Annotated in this window: 17 protein-coding genes; 14 read left to right on the top strand and 3 right to left on the bottom strand. The window is 37.3% G+C overall.

Features of this window, described 5'->3' with window-relative positions:
- The first annotated feature begins 123 nt into the window (after positions 1-123).
- From GHT08_RS00220 to dhaM, 4 genes are all read left to right on the top strand, one after another.
- A complete protein-coding gene (locus GHT08_RS00220; RefSeq protein ID WP_163578883.1) occupies positions 124-1,776 on the top strand; it encodes a glycerol-3-phosphate dehydrogenase/oxidase in 1,653 nt (550 codons plus the stop codon).
- A 117-nt stretch (positions 1,777-1,893) separates the two neighbouring features.
- Positions 1,894-2,886: a dihydroxyacetone kinase subunit DhaK gene (dhaK, locus tag GHT08_RS00225; RefSeq protein ID WP_163578884.1), complete on the top strand. Its 993-nt coding sequence runs from the start codon at positions 1,894-1,896 to the stop codon at positions 2,884-2,886.
- A 12-nt stretch (positions 2,887-2,898) separates the two neighbouring features.
- Positions 2,899-3,519, top strand: a complete 621-nt coding sequence (gene dhaL / locus GHT08_RS00230) for a dihydroxyacetone kinase subunit DhaL (protein ID WP_163578885.1) — start codon at positions 2,899-2,901, stop codon at positions 3,517-3,519.
- A 2-nt stretch (positions 3,520-3,521) separates the two neighbouring features.
- Positions 3,522-3,908, top strand: a complete 387-nt coding sequence (gene dhaM, locus GHT08_RS00235; RefSeq protein ID WP_163578886.1) for a dihydroxyacetone kinase phosphoryl donor subunit DhaM — start codon at positions 3,522-3,524, stop codon at positions 3,906-3,908.
- Between the two features lie 63 nt (positions 3,909-3,971).
- On the opposite strand, the gene GHT08_RS00240 is transcribed toward dhaM, so the two are convergent.
- Entirely contained in the window at positions 3,972-6,341 is a 2,370-nt protein-coding gene (locus GHT08_RS00240; protein WP_163578887.1) for a carbohydrate binding domain-containing protein, read from the bottom strand.
- Between the two features lie 275 nt (positions 6,342-6,616).
- On the opposite strand from GHT08_RS00240, the gene GHT08_RS00245 reads away from it, so the two are divergent.
- The gene (locus tag GHT08_RS00245; RefSeq protein WP_163578888.1) at positions 6,617-7,507 is read left to right on the top strand and encodes a helix-turn-helix domain-containing protein; all 891 of its coding nucleotides are present in this window, start codon (positions 6,617-6,619) and stop codon (positions 7,505-7,507) included.
- A 36-nt stretch (positions 7,508-7,543) separates the two neighbouring features.
- Positions 7,544-7,792, top strand: coding sequence for a hypothetical protein (locus GHT08_RS00250; RefSeq protein WP_153834351.1), 249 nt, complete (start codon positions 7,544-7,546; stop codon positions 7,790-7,792).
- A gap of 43 nt (positions 7,793-7,835) precedes the next feature.
- On the opposite strand, the gene GHT08_RS00255 is transcribed toward GHT08_RS00250, so the two are convergent.
- Complete coding sequence (locus GHT08_RS00255; protein WP_163578889.1) at positions 7,836-9,017, bottom strand: Gfo/Idh/MocA family protein; 1,182 nt, start codon at positions 9,015-9,017, stop codon at positions 7,836-7,838.
- A gap of 131 nt (positions 9,018-9,148) precedes the next feature.
- Between GHT08_RS00255 and GHT08_RS00260 the strand changes: the two genes are divergently transcribed.
- From GHT08_RS00260 to GHT08_RS00280, 5 genes are all read left to right on the top strand, one after another.
- Entirely contained in the window at positions 9,149-9,970 is an 822-nt protein-coding gene (locus GHT08_RS00260) for a helix-turn-helix transcriptional regulator (protein WP_163578890.1), read from the top strand.
- A gap of 220 nt (positions 9,971-10,190) precedes the next feature.
- On the top strand, positions 10,191-11,342 hold the full coding sequence (locus GHT08_RS00265; protein ID WP_163578891.1) for a Gfo/Idh/MocA family protein: 1,152 nt from the start codon (positions 10,191-10,193) through the stop codon (positions 11,340-11,342).
- 13 nt (positions 11,343-11,355) lie between these two features.
- The gene (locus tag GHT08_RS00270) at positions 11,356-12,534 is read left to right on the top strand and encodes a dihydrodipicolinate synthase family protein (RefSeq protein ID WP_163578892.1); all 1,179 of its coding nucleotides are present in this window, start codon (positions 11,356-11,358) and stop codon (positions 12,532-12,534) included.
- Positions 12,531-13,352, top strand: a complete 822-nt coding sequence (locus GHT08_RS00275; protein ID WP_163578893.1) for a sugar phosphate isomerase/epimerase family protein — start codon at positions 12,531-12,533, stop codon at positions 13,350-13,352. Before GHT08_RS00270 ends, GHT08_RS00275 begins: the two co-directional genes overlap by 4 nt.
- A 467-nt stretch (positions 13,353-13,819) precedes the next feature.
- Positions 13,820-14,242, top strand: a complete 423-nt coding sequence (locus GHT08_RS00280) for a hypothetical protein (RefSeq protein WP_163578894.1) — start codon at positions 13,820-13,822, stop codon at positions 14,240-14,242.
- A 76-nt stretch (positions 14,243-14,318) separates the two neighbouring features.
- Here the strand turns inward: GHT08_RS00280 and GHT08_RS00285 are convergent, their stop codons facing one another.
- The gene (locus GHT08_RS00285) at positions 14,319-15,239 is read right to left on the bottom strand and encodes an aldo/keto reductase (RefSeq protein WP_163578895.1); all 921 of its coding nucleotides are present in this window, start codon (positions 15,237-15,239) and stop codon (positions 14,319-14,321) included.
- A 245-nt stretch (positions 15,240-15,484) separates the two neighbouring features.
- Here GHT08_RS00285 and GHT08_RS00290 point away from each other — a divergent pair, with 245 nt between their 5' ends.
- From GHT08_RS00290 to GHT08_RS00300, 3 genes are all read left to right on the top strand, one after another.
- Positions 15,485-16,003 carry a DoxX family protein gene (locus tag GHT08_RS00290; RefSeq protein ID WP_163578896.1) on the top strand — a complete coding sequence of 173 codons (519 nt, stop codon included), beginning with the start codon at positions 15,485-15,487 and terminating at the stop codon, positions 16,001-16,003.
- A gap of 53 nt (positions 16,004-16,056) precedes the next feature.
- A complete protein-coding gene (locus tag GHT08_RS00295; RefSeq protein WP_163578897.1) occupies positions 16,057-16,575 on the top strand; it encodes a DoxX family protein in 519 nt (172 codons plus the stop codon).
- Positions 16,576-17,467: 892 nt separating this feature from the next.
- Positions 17,468-17,953: a hypothetical protein gene (locus GHT08_RS00300; RefSeq protein WP_163578898.1), complete on the top strand. Its 486-nt coding sequence runs from the start codon at positions 17,468-17,470 to the stop codon at positions 17,951-17,953.
- Positions 17,954-18,026 lie beyond the last annotated feature (73 nt).

Raw genomic sequence — 18,026 nt, forward strand, 5'->3', positions numbered from 1 at the left:
AGAAATAAGTGAAACTTCCATTAGTGGAAGTATTACGGACGACAAGCGCCGTTATAAAAAATATTATTATTGTAACCAAAAACGAACAACAATTGATTGTCAGAACTTAAAGGGGAGAAATCTATGACTTTTTCAAGCAAAAATCGTAGTAATACGTTTGATCAAATGAAACACAATTCATTGGATATGATCATAATAGGTGGCGGTATTACAGGTGCAGGAATTGCTCTTGATGCTGTTTTACGAGGATTAAAAGTTGCCGTTGTCGAAATGCAGGATTTTGCAGCGGGTACTTCAAGCAGATCTACCAAGCTTGTCCATGGTGGGTTACGGTATTTAAAACAATTTGAAGTGAAAATGGTCGCTGAGGTAGGGAAAGAAAGAGAGATTGTATATGAAAATGGTCCTCATGTGACAACCCCTGAATGGATGATGCTTCCATTTTATCAAGATGGGACATTCGGGCCATTTTCAACTAATATTGGATTAAGGGTGTACGATTTCCTTGCTGGGGTTAAAAAATCGGAACGTCGAAAAATGCTTAACCGGGAAGAAGCAATCAAACGTGAGCCGTTATTGAAAGATGACGGACTTAAAGGAGCAGGCTATTATGTCGAATACCGTACCGATGATGCAAGACTAACGATGGAAGTTATGAAGAAAGCAGTGGAAAAAGGAGCTCTATCTTTAAACTATGCAAAAGTATCTGACCTCTTCTATGAAAATGGCCGTGTTAATGGAGTAGAGGTAGTTGATCAATTAACTGATGAAGTACATGAGATTAATGCAAAATATGTTGTTAATGCCGCTGGTCCATGGGTAGATACCATTCGTGAAAAAGATCATTCAAAAAAAGGAAAAACATTGCAATTGACAAAAGGGATTCACCTTGTCTTTGATCAATCACGTTTCCCTTTAAAACAAGCGATCTATTTTGATACACCTGATGGTCGGATGGTATTTGCAATTCCACGTGATGGGAAGACATATGTTGGAACAACAGATACTGTCTATCAAGGAAATATCGCACACCCGACAATGACAGAAGCAGACAGGGATTACGTATTAGATGCGATTGCGTTTATGTTTCCTGATCAGAAGATTACAGCTGATGACGTTGAATCCAGTTGGGCCGGGTTACGCCCATTAATTCATGAGGAAGGGAAGGATCCTTCCGAAATTTCACGTAAGGATGAGATTTTCGAATCAGAATCCGGTCTTATTTCGATTGCCGGGGGTAAATTAACAGGTTATCGAAAAATGGCAGATCATGTTGTAAATGTCATTCGTGATAAAATGGTGCAGGCAGAAAAAAAGGTCTTTTATCCGAGTGATACGAAGCATTTACCAATATCAGGTGGTGATGTTGGTGGATCAAAAGGTTTTAAAGCATACATGACAGAACAAATTGCCAAAGGGGTAGAAGTAGGATTATCTGCAGAAGAGGCAAAAATGCTTGTACAACGTTATGGCTCTAATATTCCGATTGTTTATGATTACTATCAACAAGCTGTGAACAATGAACATTCTCTTGCACCGGTAACATATGCAATGCTTCATTATAGTATCGAGCATGAAGCGACTTGTAAACCAGTTGACTTTTTTATTCGTAGAACAGGTGCACTATTCTTTAATATTAATTGGGTTAGAAAAGAGAAGCAAGCAGTCATTCATGAGATGCAACAAATCTTTAATTGGTCCGATCAAACTAAAGAAGCATATACAGAGGAACTGGACCAATTATTATACGAAGCTGTACATCCAACTAATAAATAAAGGAAATAGTGGACTTAGTCGAACATGCTGAGTCCACTATATCTTTATTGTCTAAAAACTGGAAAATTCAATTAATTTCCGCTATGATGAAAATAAATAAAAAGAGGTGATGGGTAAATGAAAAAAGTGATAAATAATGCCAATCATGTCGTGGATGAAATGTTAGCTGGATTAGTGACAGCTTATCCGTCCTTTTTGAAAAGGCTTCCGGAGACAACTGTTATTTCGAGAAGTGATGCTCCGGTACAGGGAAAAGTCGGTATTGTGAGTGGTGGTGGAAGTGGTCATGAGCCAGCACATGCTGGATTTGTTGGAAAAGGTATGTTAGATGCAGCCGTAGCAGGGGAGGTTTTCACGTCTCCAACACCTGATCAAATTATTGAAGCGATTAAAGCGGTGGACAGTGGAAACGGTGTTCTCTTAATTATCAAGAATTATACAGGCGATGTCATGAATTTTGAAATGGCACAAGAGATGGCGGAAATGGAAGGGATAAAAATAGCCAGTGTGATTGTGAATGATGATGTTGCTGTGGAAGATAGTACTTTTACAGTGGGAAGAAGGGGAATTGCTGGCACAGTGTTCGTTCATAAAATAGCTGGTGCTAAGGCAGATGCGGGAGCATCACTTGAAGAAGTAAAAGCTGTCGCTGAAAAAACGATCGCAAATGTTCGGTCTATGGGTGTGGCATTATCACCATGTACTGTACCTGCTGCTGGAAAACCGAGCTTTACATTAGCAGATAACGAGATGGAAATTGGTATAGGTATCCATGGGGAGCCAGGGATAGAACGACTACCTTTGGCGGAAGCGGATAACATAACTACCATTTTAGTTGATAAGATTTTAGCAGATATAAATTATGAGAAAGCAGAAGTTGCATTAATGGTAAACGGTTTAGGGTCAACACCTGAAATGGAGCTACATATTGTAAATAGAAAGGTCTCTGAGATTTTACAGGAAAAAGAGATTACACTGTACAAAACTTGGGTAGGGGAATATATGACATCACTTGATATGGAAGGATTCTCGATAACATTATTAAAATTAGATAGTGAATTAAAGAATTTATTAGTTCAAGATGTCAAAACGATTGCATTTCACGTGTAAAAGGAGAATTGGATGATTATATTAACGGTTGATAAAGCAGAGGACTGGATGAAAGAAATTCAAAAAAGAATGTTTGATCATAAAGATCAATTAACAGAACTGGATCAAGCGATCGGAGATGGGGATCACGGCATTAATATGGCGCGTGGATTCCATGAAGTTGTCGCAAAAGTTAATCATACATCATATGATTCCGTAGCGGATGTCCTAAAAAGCGCTGCGATGACATTAATGGCAAAAGTAGGTGGAGCATCAGGTCCTTTGTACGGAACTGCTTTTCTCAAAATGTCTTTAGCAATGCAAGGGAAAGAAGTAGATCAGGACGTGTTTAAACAAGCGATAAATGATGCAGTAGATGGGCTACGTGCACGTGGTAAAGCTGACTTTGGTGAAAAGACAATGTATGATGTATGGAAACAAGTTTCGGATTTTTTACATGAAGAGGATGTCAATGATTGGCATGGTATTCTAGAAGTTTGTCAGGCAACGATTGAGGACACTCGAGAAATGGCTGCAACGAAAGGCCGAGCTTCTTATCTCAATGAACGTTCCAAAGGACATGTAGATCCTGGTTCGATGTCTTCCTTTTATATTTTTGAAGCACTGGCCGAAGTACTCGATTTGGAGGAATAGAGATGGTAGAAAAGGTAGGAATCATTATTGTTTCCCACAGTTATCCGATTGGTCAAGGAATCAAGGCATTGATTGATCAAGTTATCGATGATGTGCCACTTTCACTGGCATGTGGAACAGAGGATAATGAAATTGGTACAAGTATTGAAAAAATCCAAGAAGCTATTGAACAAGCTGCAGGTGATAGTGGCGCTATTATTTTTTACGATCTAGGTAGTGCAAAAATGAATGCAGAAATGGCGATAGAATTATTGGAGTCTTCGAATATTCGTATCGCTGAGGATATTCCAGTTGTAGAAGGTTCTTATATTGCTGCTGTGGAATCTAACTTAGGTAAGTCTGTAGAGGAAATTATATCTAGCTTAGAGAAAATGAAGATAAATATGTAATTTAAGAATCCCCTGTCATCACTGGATAAGACAGGGGATTAGGTTTCATATTAGATGGAAAGATTAGGTTATTGGATCAATTATAACATCATCGATATAAAATGAATCTTCTGGATTTGAAGTTTCAACATATAATTTCATGGAAGAAATCCCCGGGTTGATCATATAGTTTCCTGTTAATGGGAGCCATTCACCGTTATTGGTTTTTATCTCCTCAAGTGGTAAATAAGTTGTGCCTCCGAAATCGGTTATTTCAAGCATGAATTTCACTGTACTAGGAGTTTCAGGTGCATCAACGAAACGGAAATAGGCTGAAAATTCGTATTCTTCTCCTTTTACAACCATATCTGTAATATCAATAGAAGGTCCGTGCCAAGAGGAAGTCCGATTAGTTGTTTTTAAACTAAATTCACCAGATTGCTTCTCTACTTGTGTAGCTTCTAATATTTCTGATCCCCCTCTGCCTTTCCAGCCATTCGTTGTGCCATCTTCATAATCAAACAAAAGCTTTTCAAGTTCGATAGGCTCTTCAATTCCATCATTGAAAGTAAATTTATCTATAGCAAAAAGCTTTTTCCTGCTATCTCCTTTAAATACAAGGTACATGTCATGGAAACCATACGCACCATCAGATGGATTTGTATCAATCATGGTCGAAACTGTTTCCCATTTACTAGAGTTATCAGTTGAAACGGACATTTCTCCTACGACCGGTCCGTCTACTGGATCATCAAGTCGAATTTCGATCAATCCTCCGTTTATTGGCCTCACAGAAGCATCCATTGATAAAATATGTTCCATTCCAGGTTGGCCATTAGCTGTACCATCTGCAAAATTTATATTTTCATACTTAATATAGTCGCCGTTTCTAACATGCTTAATGTATGTTTTTTCCTTGTTTTTTGGAATACCTTTCGATTGACCATCATTTTCTTCTGCCTCATAACTTGAAAAGACATCCTTCATATCTTCAAATGCTGGAAGCTCATAATCTTTCGGAATAAAAGAGGTTACACTATTACTACGTATATTCACTGTAATAGATTTACCGTTATTCGTAACCTTCACATTGTCTAATTTTTTCAAGTTTTCGTTACCTGATGTTCGATATGGGACAAGTTCTTTTACTTTTTCAGGGAACTGCTCTAGTTTAAATGTGATGGTTTGATTTGTATCATTATTATTGATAGCAACGATACTAAAATTATTTGTTTCAGGATCTTTATATGCAGTGATCTTTACATCTTCAACAGGGGATGTGTCTGACCCAATCATGATATAGCCAGGACGAATAAATCGACTATAATTTCCAAATGCATAATACCTTTTGAAAACTCTAAACATTCCATTTACCTCACCGTCATCATCAGTGGTCAAACGTATTAAATCAGAACCATCTGCACCATTAACAGCAGCTGGCCACCACCAGAAGTATGCACTAATGCCAGTTACATCAAACATATCTCCAATCAAATTAGCATGACGAAGTCCATCTCTTATCGTATTGAATTCATAGGATTGTTTGGATTCCCCTTGGTTCATATATTCAGTCTGCCAAATCGTTTTACCTTTTTCTGTGGATACCGGAAATTCTGGTACATCTGTTCCAATACCATAGGCGTGTGAAGCAACGACATCAATATAATCCGCCGTAACAGGATCATTTAATGCTGGAAGTGCATACTCCTCAGTAAAATGCATATGTTCAGGCATTACAATTTTAGCCGGAACATTCCTTTCTTCGAAGGTAGGCCCAAGATAATCTCGAATAAATATATTCATTTCCTCTGGTGTCCAAACTGCTCCCGAATAACTTGGACCATAATGAGGTTCGTTGGCAATCGAAATATAAGTTATATCAAGATCAAAATGTTCCTTATAGCCTAGCACATATTCAGCTAGATAATTGGCGAAGTCTTGATAATTTTCTCGCTTTAATTTTCCTTCTCCCGTACCAATTACACTATCGTTTGTCTTCATCCAAGCAGGAGGACTCCAAACAGAACTAAAAAAAGTAGTAACTCCTCGTTTTTCGGCCTCTCTCATAAACCAAATTTGATCCTTGTCAAAATCATCTTTCTTTAATTCCCAATCCGGCTCATCCCACACATATTTCCCTGGCTCAGGTTGGATTGTAGAGGCAGCTTCACCATCTCCAACTAAGTTACGTACCATGGATAATCCAATGCCTTCCTCTTGAGAAAAAATCATATCTAAAATTTTCGTTCTTTGGGGTTCTGGAAGTTCCATAATATATGATGGTTTCTGAAAAGCTCCTGATCCGCCAAATCCGTCTATATGCTGTCGATTTTCATCCCATTCAATAACACTAGTTGGTGAAGTAGCTTTTACTTGCGATAACCAAAGATTAGTTGAAACGAAGCTAATTGTTAACACTAAAATGGAAATAAAATAAAGCCTTTTTCTACTCATAATAGACACATCCTTAATATGATTTTGAAGATAGCGCTTTCAATTAATGGTATTAAATCCTCCTTTCACGGCTAAGTCAGATAGAGATATTCTAGATTGCCTAGTATGGTACTATACGTTTACATTAATATCATCAAAACAATTAAAAATCAAGCATTTATGAAAAGAAAACACTCACAGCAAAATTTGAAATGAAATTTGCCACTGCTAGTTATTTTATTCCGTTTTATAATACAATAAAATAAAACTAACATAGCTTAGGAGTGAGAATAATAGTGGACAAATTGTTCTCCGTAAAGTACCAATTAAGCGGAAATCCTGATCATCAAAAACTACATTCCCATGAAGATTTTGAAATTTTTATGTTCCACAAAGGCGTTTGTCGTTACCTTATTAACAATCAAATCTATGATTTACAACCTGGAGATATTTTGTTAATGGATGGACTTGCTCTCCATAAACCAAATATACCAGAAGAGGGTGAATACATTAGAAGTCATATTCATTTTATCCCAGAAGTAATAGAACCAGTCTTACATTCCATGAAGGCAATAGAATTACTAAATGTATTTCATCATTCCCATTACCTAATTCGTACAAATAACTCGCAAAGTATTCAACAGATAGAAGAGATTTTTAAAAAGATGGATCATGTTGATCGATGTAAGAGCATGATGTACTCCGAGAAGGAATGGGAACTGAAATTCTTGCTAGGTCAAATGCTAGTGTGGATTAATTTCCTTTTTAGGGATGATTGTTCAAATGTCAGTAAAGAATTTAGCAGTAAAGCAGAGCATTCTGAAAAAATCGCATCCTATATTCAGGATCATTTTCAAGATAAAATTACCATTTCAGAAATTGCGTACAACCTTTGCTTAAATAAATCATATGTATCGCACGTATTTAAAGAGATGACAGGATATACGATAATGGAATATGTGATGGCGTGCCGGCTGAAACAAGTTAAATATTTGCTAGAAGCAGAAGAAAAGAAACCAGTGCAAGAAATCGCGTATGAGAGTGGTTTTGAAAATATTTCACACTTTAGTCGATACTTCAAGGAGAAGGTTGGCATAACCCCAAGAGATTACCGAAAAAAGCGTCTTGAAATTTATCATAATGCGAATAATGATAATTCTCTTCATTTATCTTACTTAAAAAGATAACGCTTACCAAGTATTATAAAGAAGGAGTTTTGACGAATGGGATTATTAAGGTTAGGTATTGTTGGTTGGAATCAGGAAGTTAATGATTATATCTCTTTTATCAATGATGGGTTAATTCAAAACTTAAATGTAGTTGCAATCTTTGATAAAGATCCTTCCATAAAAAGAATAGTCTATTACCATTATCCCGATATTCCTTTCTACCATAGCTACAAAGAAATGATGTATAACGAGAATGTAGAAGCCGTTTTAAGTTTTCACCCTTCACTTCTTCATTCCAAATAAGAGAAGCCATGGTAAACCTATGCCATGGCTTTTTAAGGTCTATTTAAAATTTCACAATCTTCCCCGGGTTACTCCATTCAACACCTAAATCATTTGGAAGACAAAACTGATGATAGCATTGTTTTAATGTCTCATCTAATCCTTGAACAGTCGTCAATTTTCGGTCTTCGTCATAAGCTATCCAATGTTTAGGAAATTTAGGTATGTCCTTTACGGATTGGTGTATTCCGAAAATAGCATTGACATGTGCACTTGCTGCTTCTGGTCCACATAAAATACTTTGTTTTTCATTACGGAGCGCTTCTAACATAACTTCTAATTTCACGATATGAATATTTTCAGGATCTTCGTATACTTTTTCTCTGCCGTCATGCCACTTTGCTATAATGTCTCCGCGCTCTCCCTCTGGATGATAGGTGATTGTTGCATCTTCAAATTCTAATGTGTATTTCGGACGATGTTCATCAGCAACTGCATGCGAAGCAAGGTAAACCATTTCTATATCATTTTTGGTATGAATATGAATTGCACATGTATCAAATGTTTCTATTGGATTTGCACGATATAATTCAGCCGAAATTTGATCGATTTCCGCACTCGTTTCAATAGAATCACCAGATAAATAGAGTAGATGGTGTAAGAAATGTGCGGTAGCATTATTGGCAACACTATCAAAAATCATTTCTCCATCCGGACTATATTTTTTTCCGGCCCACCCTGATCGGTTAAAGTAATCAGCGTTTCGCGGCCATAATACTAGACTTTTCATCCTGATCGGACGACCAAATGCTCCGCTTAAAATATCCTGTTTTAATGATTGAATTGATTTAGTAAAGGACCAGTTAAATCCGATTGCTAATTTTTTCTGGGTACGATCCCGGGTTTCAATCATTTCCTGTAAATGCTCACGATTGGCTGTTGCTGGTTTTTCACAAAGTACGTGACTACCTTTTTCCATCGCCAGACATGCTTGTTCCTTATGTAGGTGGATAGGTGTCGATATAATGGCAAGGTCAGCTTGATGTTCTTGATAGAATTGCTCCAACGTATCATAGATTGGGATATTTTTATCCTTGATTTCCTGATAATACCTCGACTGTTCAGGAACAACGTCAACAGCACCTTTCAAGAATACGTTTTCATAATTGTTTTCAAATAAATTTTTTAAATAAACATTTCCATAACCTCCGATACCAACTAATACAATGGAAATCTGGTTATCCATAGGACAAATCTCCTCACTTTTTGCTTTTTTTAAAATCAATACTATATAATAGCAATATATCACAACTTCCTATTTTTCGCAGTAGATGCTGGAAAACTAAACAAAAAAATCTGAAATTTGGAGGAAGTTTCATGTTAAAAGATATTCGAATCGAATCATTTGGTATACAACTTTATGAAAGCAAGCATCACGCTGGTGACCGTATTGAAGAACATCACCATCAAGTCTATCAACTACTTTACGCGCTTGAAGGGACAGGTAAAATCATCTTAGATGGAAAAGAATATCTTCTTGAACAGGATCACCTAACATTTATTACACCATTGACACCACATGCGATTATCTCAGATCATAAATTAACTGTCTTGGTGCTCGCCTTTGACAGACGAATTAAAGACGGAACGAATACTGAATTATTTGAAAAATCATTATACGAATCTAAATTTATCGGTTTAAATCCTTTTAATAGCAGTGAGATTCGCCAGCTATTGCGGACAATGCTTTATGAACAGGCTCATGACAGTCTGCATCAGGAAACAGCGTTACGAACATACTTGTCACAACTTTTACTATTAATCGCACGTGGAGGAAAAAATAATGAAAAAGTAGATGCGAATACCTTACGGGCAGAGCGGCTAAAGGATTATATCGATTCTCATTACTTTGACTGGATCCATGCAGAAGACTTGGCATCACGGCTAGGAATAAGTACGAGACATATGAATACGATTTTCAAAGAAACCTATTATATGACTCCTATTCAATATTTAACAGAAGTCCGCGTAGGTCTAGCTAAGAAAATGTTAGCAGAAACGGACAAAGATATTGCTTCGATTTGTTTTGAAGTTGGATTTGAGTCGCTCTCAACTTTTTATCGAGCTTTTAAGAATATCACGGAGATTTCTCCTCATAAGTACCGGACTAAACAAAAGCATATTGATAAGCGAAGTTGATGATAAATTATGGAAAGTTGCCAGTAAATCTCGAAAGCTGCCAGAAAATTAATCAAAGTTGCCAGTAAATGAATCAAAGAAGCCCCAACAATCGACTAAAATACTAGTAATCTCTCCATTTCATTTCCGATTTTAAGAAATTCGTTCTTAGATTAATAAGACGAATTTTTTTTATTACGCTAAACTTAATATAAATTAGCAACTGAAAGGGGAAAAAATAATGGCAGAACATAAAATCGGTATCATTATGAATGGGGTTACAGGAAGAATGGGGACGAATCAGCACTTAATTCGTTCTATTAAAGCAATTAGAGAACAAGGCGGTGTTTTATTAAAAAATGAGGATACATTAATGCCTGACCCAATCTTAGTAGGAAGAAACGAAAAGAAATTGAAAGCGTTGGCAGAAGCACATGGCATTGAACGCTATTCAACAGATTTAGAGGCGGCATTAAAAGATGATTATAATGAAATTTATTTTGACTCTCAAACAACGGTTAGGCGCGCTGAAAGTATTAAGCAAGCAATAGCAGCTGGAAAACATATTTATTGTGAAAAGCCAACAGCTACTAACCTAGAAGGATCCGTTGAACTAGCAAGACTGGCAAGGGAAGCAGGAGTGAAAAATGGGGTAGTACAAGATAAATTATTCTTACCAGGTCTACTCAAATTAAAGCGTCTTATCGATTCCGGTTTCTTTGGCAAAATGTTATCAGTAAGAATGGAATTTGGTTATTGGGTGTTTGAAGGAGATTGGCAAGAAGCACAACGCCCATCTTGGAACTACCGGAAAGAAGATGGCGGTGGTATTATCGTTGATATGTTTGCACATTGGCGTTATGTCATTGATAACCTTTTTGGCAATGTCAAAGCAGTGTCGTGTTTAGGGGCTACCCATATTCCAGAGCGTGTTGATGAAAATGGTGAAAGATATCAAGCAACTGCTGATGATGCTGCATATGGAACATTTGAATTAGATAATGGTGTTGTTGTACAGGCAAATTCATCTTGGGCAGTAAGAGTAAATCGTGATGATTTGTTAACTATTCAAGTGGATGGTACGGAAGGTAGTGCAGTTGCAGGGCTTCGCGATTGCAAAGTACAACATCGTGTCAATACACCAAAACCAACGTGGAACCCGGATATTGAAAATCCATTTGATTTCCAAGCACAATGGCAGGAAGTACCGACAAATGATGTGTATGACAATGGATTCAAAGTACAATGGGAGTTGTTCTTAAAACATGTCTTTGCAGATGAGGAATTCCCTTGGGATCTGCTTGAAGGTGCAAAAGGAACACAACTTTCTGACCTTGGTTTACAATCATGGGAAGAAAGACGCTGGGTAGAGGTACCAGAAATCAAATTGTAAGGAGGTACACAAAATGACGAAGCTCATTTTACCGAATAAGAATCGAAAACTATATACTTATGAAGCTAGTAATTATACACCTTTTGATGTGCCAACAGATAAACCTTTTGAAAAAAGGACTGCATTCTCAGCTGCTCATGTGGTGGCTGATCCTTTAGCAGATGCTGATCCTACACTTAATGCTCAAATAGATTGGGATAAAACGATGGAGTATCGCCATTATTTATGGTCACTCGGATTATCTGTAGCAGAAGCAATGGATACCGCACAACGCGGAATGGGATTAAGCTGGGAAGGTGCGAAAGAGCTAATATCACGGTCGATTAAAGAAGCAAAATCTGTTGGTGGGAATATGGCAAGTGGAGTTGGAACAGATCATCTAGAACCATCACCGTCCGTCACATTAGAAGACGTAGAAAGAGCATATGAAGAACAAGTTTCTTTCGTGGAAGGAGAAGGTGGGAAAATTATTTTAATGGCAAGTAGAGCACTTGCTGCCTGTGCACAAGGTCCTGAGGATTATCAGCGTGTCTATAATAAAATTTTACAAAATGTTTCCCAACCCGTTATTTTACATTGGCTTGGTGACATGTTTGATCCCGCATTAAAAGGCTACTGGGGCCACGAAGATTTAGATGAAGCAATGGAAGTATGCTTGCAAATTATTCGAGACAATGAAGCAAAAGTTGATGGTATTAAGATTTCACTCCTAGATGATCAAAAAGAAATTGAGATGCGTCGTAAGTTACCAGATAGTGTCAGAATGTATACCGGCGATGATTTCAACTATCCAGAACTTATCAAAGGTGATGAACAAGGATACAGTCACGCCTTGTTAGGTATTTTTGATGCAATTGCGCCTGCAGCAGCGGGAGCGATGCATGCTTTAGACGCAGGTGATCTAGAAAAATATGACCAATTATTAGAAAAAACAGTACCATTATCTCGCCATATTTTCCAGACGCCAACTTTTTCTTATAAAACAGGTGTGGTCTTTATGGCTTACCTTAATGGTCATCAAGATCATTTCCGCATGATTGGTGGAAAAGAAGGTGCACGTTCAATTGTTCATTTGTCCGATTTATTTGTGATGGCGGACGAAGCTAAATTATTAAGAAACCCAGAATTAGCAACAGATAGAATGCGTTTGACATTAGAACTTGCTGGTGTGAAACAGGAGGGAACACGATGACAGATGAACAATTAATGAATCGTCTTAGTTTAAATCAAATTACAACCGAACAATGGAGTCTTCAGGAAGCTGTCGAAGGTTGCCTCCGTCATGATGTACCATGGATTTCAGTTTGGCGTCATAAAATAGCAGAAATCGGCTTAAAAAAATCAAAGCAGCTGATTCAGGATGCAGGATTACAAGTATCGAGTATTTGTCGTGGTGGGATGTTCCCAGCAGCTACTGCAAAAGAAAGAGCAGAAAGAATTGATGATAATAAACGTGCTGTGGAAGAAGCGGCAGAATTAGGTACGGATACATTAGTATTGGTTTGTGGTCCTAGTGCTGATAAAGATATTGCTACAGCAAGAGAACACGTTGCGGAAGGGATTGATACTTTAGTCCCGTTTGCAAAAGATTATGGTGTAAAATTAGCGATTGAACCTTTACATCCGATGTTTGCTGCAGACAGGTCAGTTATTAACACAATGGAGCAAGCGACAACTATCGCAGAGAAATATCACCCAAGTGAAGTGGGGGTTATTGTTGATGTCTATCATGTTTGGTGGGATCCAAACCTTTACGCTGAAATCGAAAGGGCCAAAGGAAGAATTCTCGGATTTCATGTGTCCGATTGGAAAGTACCAATGGATGATATGTTTAAAGGCCGTTTTATGATGGGAGACGGTGTGATCGAAATTAATAGAATGAGAAAAGCAGTAGAATCAGCAGGTTATCATGGTCCAATTGAGGTTGAGATTATTAATCAATCATTGTGGGATCGTGATGGGGATGACGTATTGCAAGAGGTCAAGCAAAGTTTTGCTAAACATGTATAAATACTGATAAGGATGGGATGAAGGAGTGTATCTTTTAGGGGTACACTCCTTTCATATAAAAATGGAGGGTTGATCATGAAAAAGCTCCAGCACCATTATTCAGAGATCCGATCTCTGATAAAGATGGGCGGAGAAAAGATGATCAAGGTGTCGGTCTCCATGCGGATGTATTAGTTGTTCATGATAAAGCATATATTTTCTACTTTACCCACCCTGATCGTTTAAAAGATTATGGAGAAGATTCTTATTTATCTAAACGTTCATCCATTCAAGTAGCTGAACACGGGATTCTTATCTGTAACCGGGATAAAAATCTGACTTTAGATTTGAATTAAAAACTAGGAAACTATGTGTATTTCGAATGGTTTAGATTAGATTTATTTACATTTTTATCTTCCAATGGTAATTTAGTAGTATGAATGTCGTAATGTTTGGAGGGGAGAGCCCTGAGAAATAATCAAGACTCAATGGCCGTATACATCACAATTGCAGTAGGGATAACATTACTAATTGGCATAGGGTGGTTTATTAAAAGCTATCTTGATGGCAAAACAGTCTTTAATAACAATTCCATTCAGCAATATGCTTATGATCTTCATCAGACAAAAGCATTAAGCACAATCAATATTCATTTACCGCAAAGGTTAGAAATATTAGATGAAGAAGATGACGATCAAGAGCAAGATGAGGAAGAAATCGATGAAACTGTTGAACTAGAAAATGAAGAAAACCTTTATGAAGGAACTGAACAAGTAGATTCCAGCAATAATAATAGTTACTATTATCGAGACAATAATAACAGTTCGAGCAGTTATAACAGTAGAAGTAATAGGAGTAATAGCAGTAGTAGCAGTAGCTCTACAGTTCGTGATGATGTATATGGCGGGTAACTACATAAAAAAACAACAGCTTCCTTCAGTGAATGAGCTGTTGTTTTTTTATTGAAACAATTATTTACAAGGCAATTCATTTCGCCTGCGGATGTTTCTCTGAAACGATATCTAAATCAGCCGCACGAGCATTGGAAATGACCTGCTCCCGGTTTTTACATCCTGGAATAACAGTCGTGACTGCATCATGTTTTAAGCACCAAGCAAGTGCCCAACTTGCCATTTTTACTCCTTCAGGAACTTCATGACGGGCAATTTCTTCCACGATTCTTAACAAGCGGTCGGTTTTGTCACGATCATGTCTGGAACGTACATCATTTTCTTCAAATGTAGATCCAGGTTTATATTTGCCACTTAAGTAGCCACTTGCTAATGGGACTCTAGCTAGAACTCCAAGATCTTGGTTGATGGCAGAGGGATATATTTTTTCCTCAGGTGCACGATCTAGGCGATTATATACTACTTGAATTGCTTCAGCTCCAACTTCTGTTGCTTTATCAGTCTGATAGCTATCATCATTTCCTGCTAATGAAATCGCTAAGTGTCGAATCTTACCTGCTTGTTTCTGTTTGTCTAACATGGTCCATAAATCATCATTAGTAAATTCTTCATCCGTACAGGAATGAGCCTGATAAACATCGATGTAATCCGTTCTTAATGATCTCAAGGAGTTATCCAGTTGTTTCAACACTTCATCTGCAGACCAATGACGCGTCCGTTCAAAATTACGATGAAAATGGTGACCGAATTTAGTTGCTACAATCCAGTCTTCACGATTATTTCTACTTAAATAATCACCAATAAATTGTTCAGAGAGATGATCACCATAACATTCAGCAGTGTCGATCAAGTTGATTCCTTCTTGTTTTGCCTGATCGAGAATTTGATCAACTTCTACTTGCGTAAAATCCTTTCCCCACTCACCACCGAATTGCCAAGTACCAATTCCTACAACTGAGACATCTAGATTTGTTTTACCGAGTCTACGATATTTCATTTTTGCACCTCATCTCTTTCTTTGATATAAGTGATAGTTTATCCCTTGCAAATAAAAGCATGTATTATTAGCATAACTGAAAAAGGAAGCGATGTCACAAATTAGACACAAAGATTTGATCAAAATGTGAATTGATGAACAAACATATTGAAAAGGAAAACAAACATGATATGATATAAGTGTAATAAAGATAAAAAAAACATAACAAAATGTGAATCATTGAACAATAAAAGGAGTGATGGAAGATGTTTTTAGAATTCTTAAGAACTAATCGTTATGTTGCAGGTTTTCTAGCTATTATTCGTATTTATTTAGGGTACACTTGGGTAACATCTGGTTGGGGGAAAATAACAGGAGGTTTCGATGCATCCGGTTATTTGCAAGGAGCAGTAGCTAAAGCAAGTGGTGACCATCCAGCAGTTCAAGGCTGGTGGGCAGCATTTCTTGAAAATGTCGCCATACCAGGAGCAAATGTCTTCAGCATTCTAGTAATGTGGGGAGAGTTCTTAGTAGGAATAGCACTTATTCTAGGAATCTTCACAAACTTTGCGGCATTAATGGGAATTGTAATGAACTTTGCCTTTGTTTTCAGTGGAACAGTAAGCAGTAACCCACAAATGATTTTATTAACAGCATTCTTATTAGCAGCAGGATTGAACGCAGGTAGACTCGGATTAGATCGTTATGTAATACCAATGATTCGTCAAAAAATAGCAGATAAAAGAAGAAATCAATTGAAACAAGTTGTTGCAGAAACAAATTAACTTATAGCTTAATATGTGAAATATTGAACAAAAATTAAAAGGAGTGACTTAAAATGTTTGTAAACTTTTTAAGAAATAATAAAGTAGTAGCAGGAATCTTAGCTTTTATTAGAGTGTATTTAGGGTATCAATGGATGACAGCTGGTTGGGGCAAGATTACTGGTGGAGAATTCGATGCTAGTGGCTTTCTGCAAGGAGCTGTAGCAAATGCAGGTGGTGAACATCCAACTGTTCAAGGCTGGTGGGCAGCGTTCTTAGAAGCTGTTGCGATTCCTGGAGCCGATATTTTTACATTTCTCGTTATGTGGGGAGAATTACTAGTAGGTATCGCGCTTATCCTAGGTGTATTTACTAATTTCGCAGCATTAATGGGAATCATCATGAACTTTGCATTCCTATTCAGTGGAACAATCAGTACAAATGGTCAAATGATTTTACTCACATTATTCTTACTTGTAGCAGGTTGTAACGCTGGAAGATTCGGATTAGACAGATACGTGATTCCTTTCATCAAAGAAAAGGTAACACACAAAAATGAAGAAAGCTTTATAAAACAAGCAGAAGCACACTAAGCTAAAAACACGCTCCCAAGTGGAGTGTGTTTTTTGTTCCAAGAATATCAAAGAATAGCACAAAATTTAAATACTTCGCAGTAACGCGCATGGATTTACTCTCCCCTGTACTGCATTTTGATGAGTGCTGCCATCCGCCGGCAAGATACTTCGCTTTCCATGGGCACGGCCTTAGCCAGGGAACAACTTAGAATGATCTTCTTTGCTCCCTTGCACCGAGGAAGCCACTTCGAAGCGTTACTAGAAGACGCAGGTGCATTACGGGGTCTTCGGCTCTCGTGAGTTCCCGTAGGAGTCTATGTATCTTGCCTCCGCTTAGCGTACTGTTTTGAATTTTGAAAGAAGTAATACACGGGTATTAGTTTCCGAGTATTTCCTCTTTTAAAAGGTAGAATTTTCTACACAGCGTAGGCAGAATACGGAGACTCCTGTGGGACTCACGAGAGCTGAAGATCCACTTTGCAAAGTGGTTTCCTTTGTAAAGATAGCTGAAGCCGAGCCCACGGAAAGCGGAGTATTCTGCCGAAGCGTATCCCAGCACTCCTTATGGAAAGAATAAAGGAAAACAAGTAGGATTGGAGATTTCGGTAAAGGAGTTTTGTTGTTGCAAACAAAAAAAGGCACCCTATATTATAGGGTGCAAAGGGGGACAATCTATTTTGAATCAAAATACTGTACATGTATCCACACCTCAGAAAGATGTGAACAGTATATGTACACAACAACTATTATTGTAACCGATTTCATTATATAAAATTTAGAAAGCGATTACAATAGGTATATATAACTATTTTATTTTTAAATAATGGCAATACTAAATTGGGTAATGGCGAATATGCTTATATAAAGGCTTTTTAAATGAATGATAATTTTTAAAAAATGGGTGATGAATATGAAATTTCGCCGTTATCATTATCAAAAAAACCGTAACATCATATTGTTAATCGGATTGATCCTCACGATTGCTTTCATCACGTTAGTTGTGTATGCGATCGTACAGTTTTTTTCTACTGAGCGAGAAGTGGAAAAAGTGGCAGATCAGTTTTATCAATACGAACAAAATGGGGACTTCTCTAATTCGTGGGAGATGTTTCACTCTTCAATGAAGAACAGATTTGACAAAAGTGACTATATTCAAGATCGTGCCCACGTATTTCTCGAACACTTTGGTGTTAACACGTTTGATTATACGATCAGTGAACCGGTAAAAATTGAAAATTATCAAATGACAACTGAACTGGCAAACACTCAAACCGTTTACCGACTTATCGTAACCTATATTTATCAGAGTAAATATGGTTATTTAGAAATTGATCAACCAGTTATTTTAGCTGAAGAGGATCAAGAATGGCGAATTTTATGGGATTATGAAGAATGACCCATGTTCGATGTTGAAATTTAATCGTAATAAGCGTATAATATAAACTACCATACTAGTATAAAGAGGGTGT

The organism is Gracilibacillus saliphilus (genome assembly GCF_010994085.1).
GTDB lineage: Bacteria > Bacillota > Bacilli > Bacillales > Amphibacillaceae > Gracilibacillus > Gracilibacillus lacisalsi.

What these genes read in the sequence shown, in the direction of transcription:
- GHT08_RS00300 (WP_163578898.1), top strand. Translation starts at nt 17,468, where the DNA reads ATGAAATTTCGCCGTTATCATTATCAAAAAAACCGTAACATCATATTG.
- dhaM (WP_163578886.1), top strand. Translation starts at nt 3,522, where the DNA reads ATGGTAGAAAAGGTAGGAATCATTATTGTTTCCCACAGTTATCCGATT.
- GHT08_RS00220 (WP_163578883.1), top strand. Translation starts at nt 124, where the DNA reads ATGACTTTTTCAAGCAAAAATCGTAGTAATACGTTTGATCAAATGAAA.
- GHT08_RS00295 (WP_163578897.1), top strand. Translation starts at nt 16,057, where the DNA reads ATGTTTGTAAACTTTTTAAGAAATAATAAAGTAGTAGCAGGAATCTTA.
- dhaL (WP_163578885.1), top strand. Translation starts at nt 2,899, where the DNA reads ATGATTATATTAACGGTTGATAAAGCAGAGGACTGGATGAAAGAAATT.
- GHT08_RS00270 (WP_163578892.1), top strand. Translation starts at nt 11,356, where the DNA reads ATGACGAAGCTCATTTTACCGAATAAGAATCGAAAACTATATACTTAT.
- GHT08_RS00285 (WP_163578895.1), bottom strand. Translation starts at nt 15,239, where the DNA reads ATGAAATATCGTAGACTCGGTAAAACAAATCTAGATGTCTCAGTTGTA.
- GHT08_RS00250 (WP_153834351.1), top strand. Translation starts at nt 7,544, where the DNA reads ATGGGATTATTAAGGTTAGGTATTGTTGGTTGGAATCAGGAAGTTAAT.
- GHT08_RS00255 (WP_163578889.1), bottom strand. Translation starts at nt 9,017, where the DNA reads ATGGATAACCAGATTTCCATTGTATTAGTTGGTATCGGAGGTTATGGA.
- GHT08_RS00275 (WP_163578893.1), top strand. Translation starts at nt 12,531, where the DNA reads ATGACAGATGAACAATTAATGAATCGTCTTAGTTTAAATCAAATTACA.
- GHT08_RS00240 (WP_163578887.1), bottom strand. Translation starts at nt 6,341, where the DNA reads ATGAGTAGAAAAAGGCTTTATTTTATTTCCATTTTAGTGTTAACAATT.
- GHT08_RS00265 (WP_163578891.1), top strand. Translation starts at nt 10,191, where the DNA reads ATGGCAGAACATAAAATCGGTATCATTATGAATGGGGTTACAGGAAGA.
- GHT08_RS00260 (WP_163578890.1), top strand. Translation starts at nt 9,149, where the DNA reads ATGTTAAAAGATATTCGAATCGAATCATTTGGTATACAACTTTATGAA.
- GHT08_RS00280 (WP_163578894.1), top strand. Translation starts at nt 13,820, where the DNA reads ATGGCCGTATACATCACAATTGCAGTAGGGATAACATTACTAATTGGC.
- GHT08_RS00290 (WP_163578896.1), top strand. Translation starts at nt 15,485, where the DNA reads ATGTTTTTAGAATTCTTAAGAACTAATCGTTATGTTGCAGGTTTTCTA.
- dhaK (WP_163578884.1), top strand. Translation starts at nt 1,894, where the DNA reads ATGAAAAAAGTGATAAATAATGCCAATCATGTCGTGGATGAAATGTTA.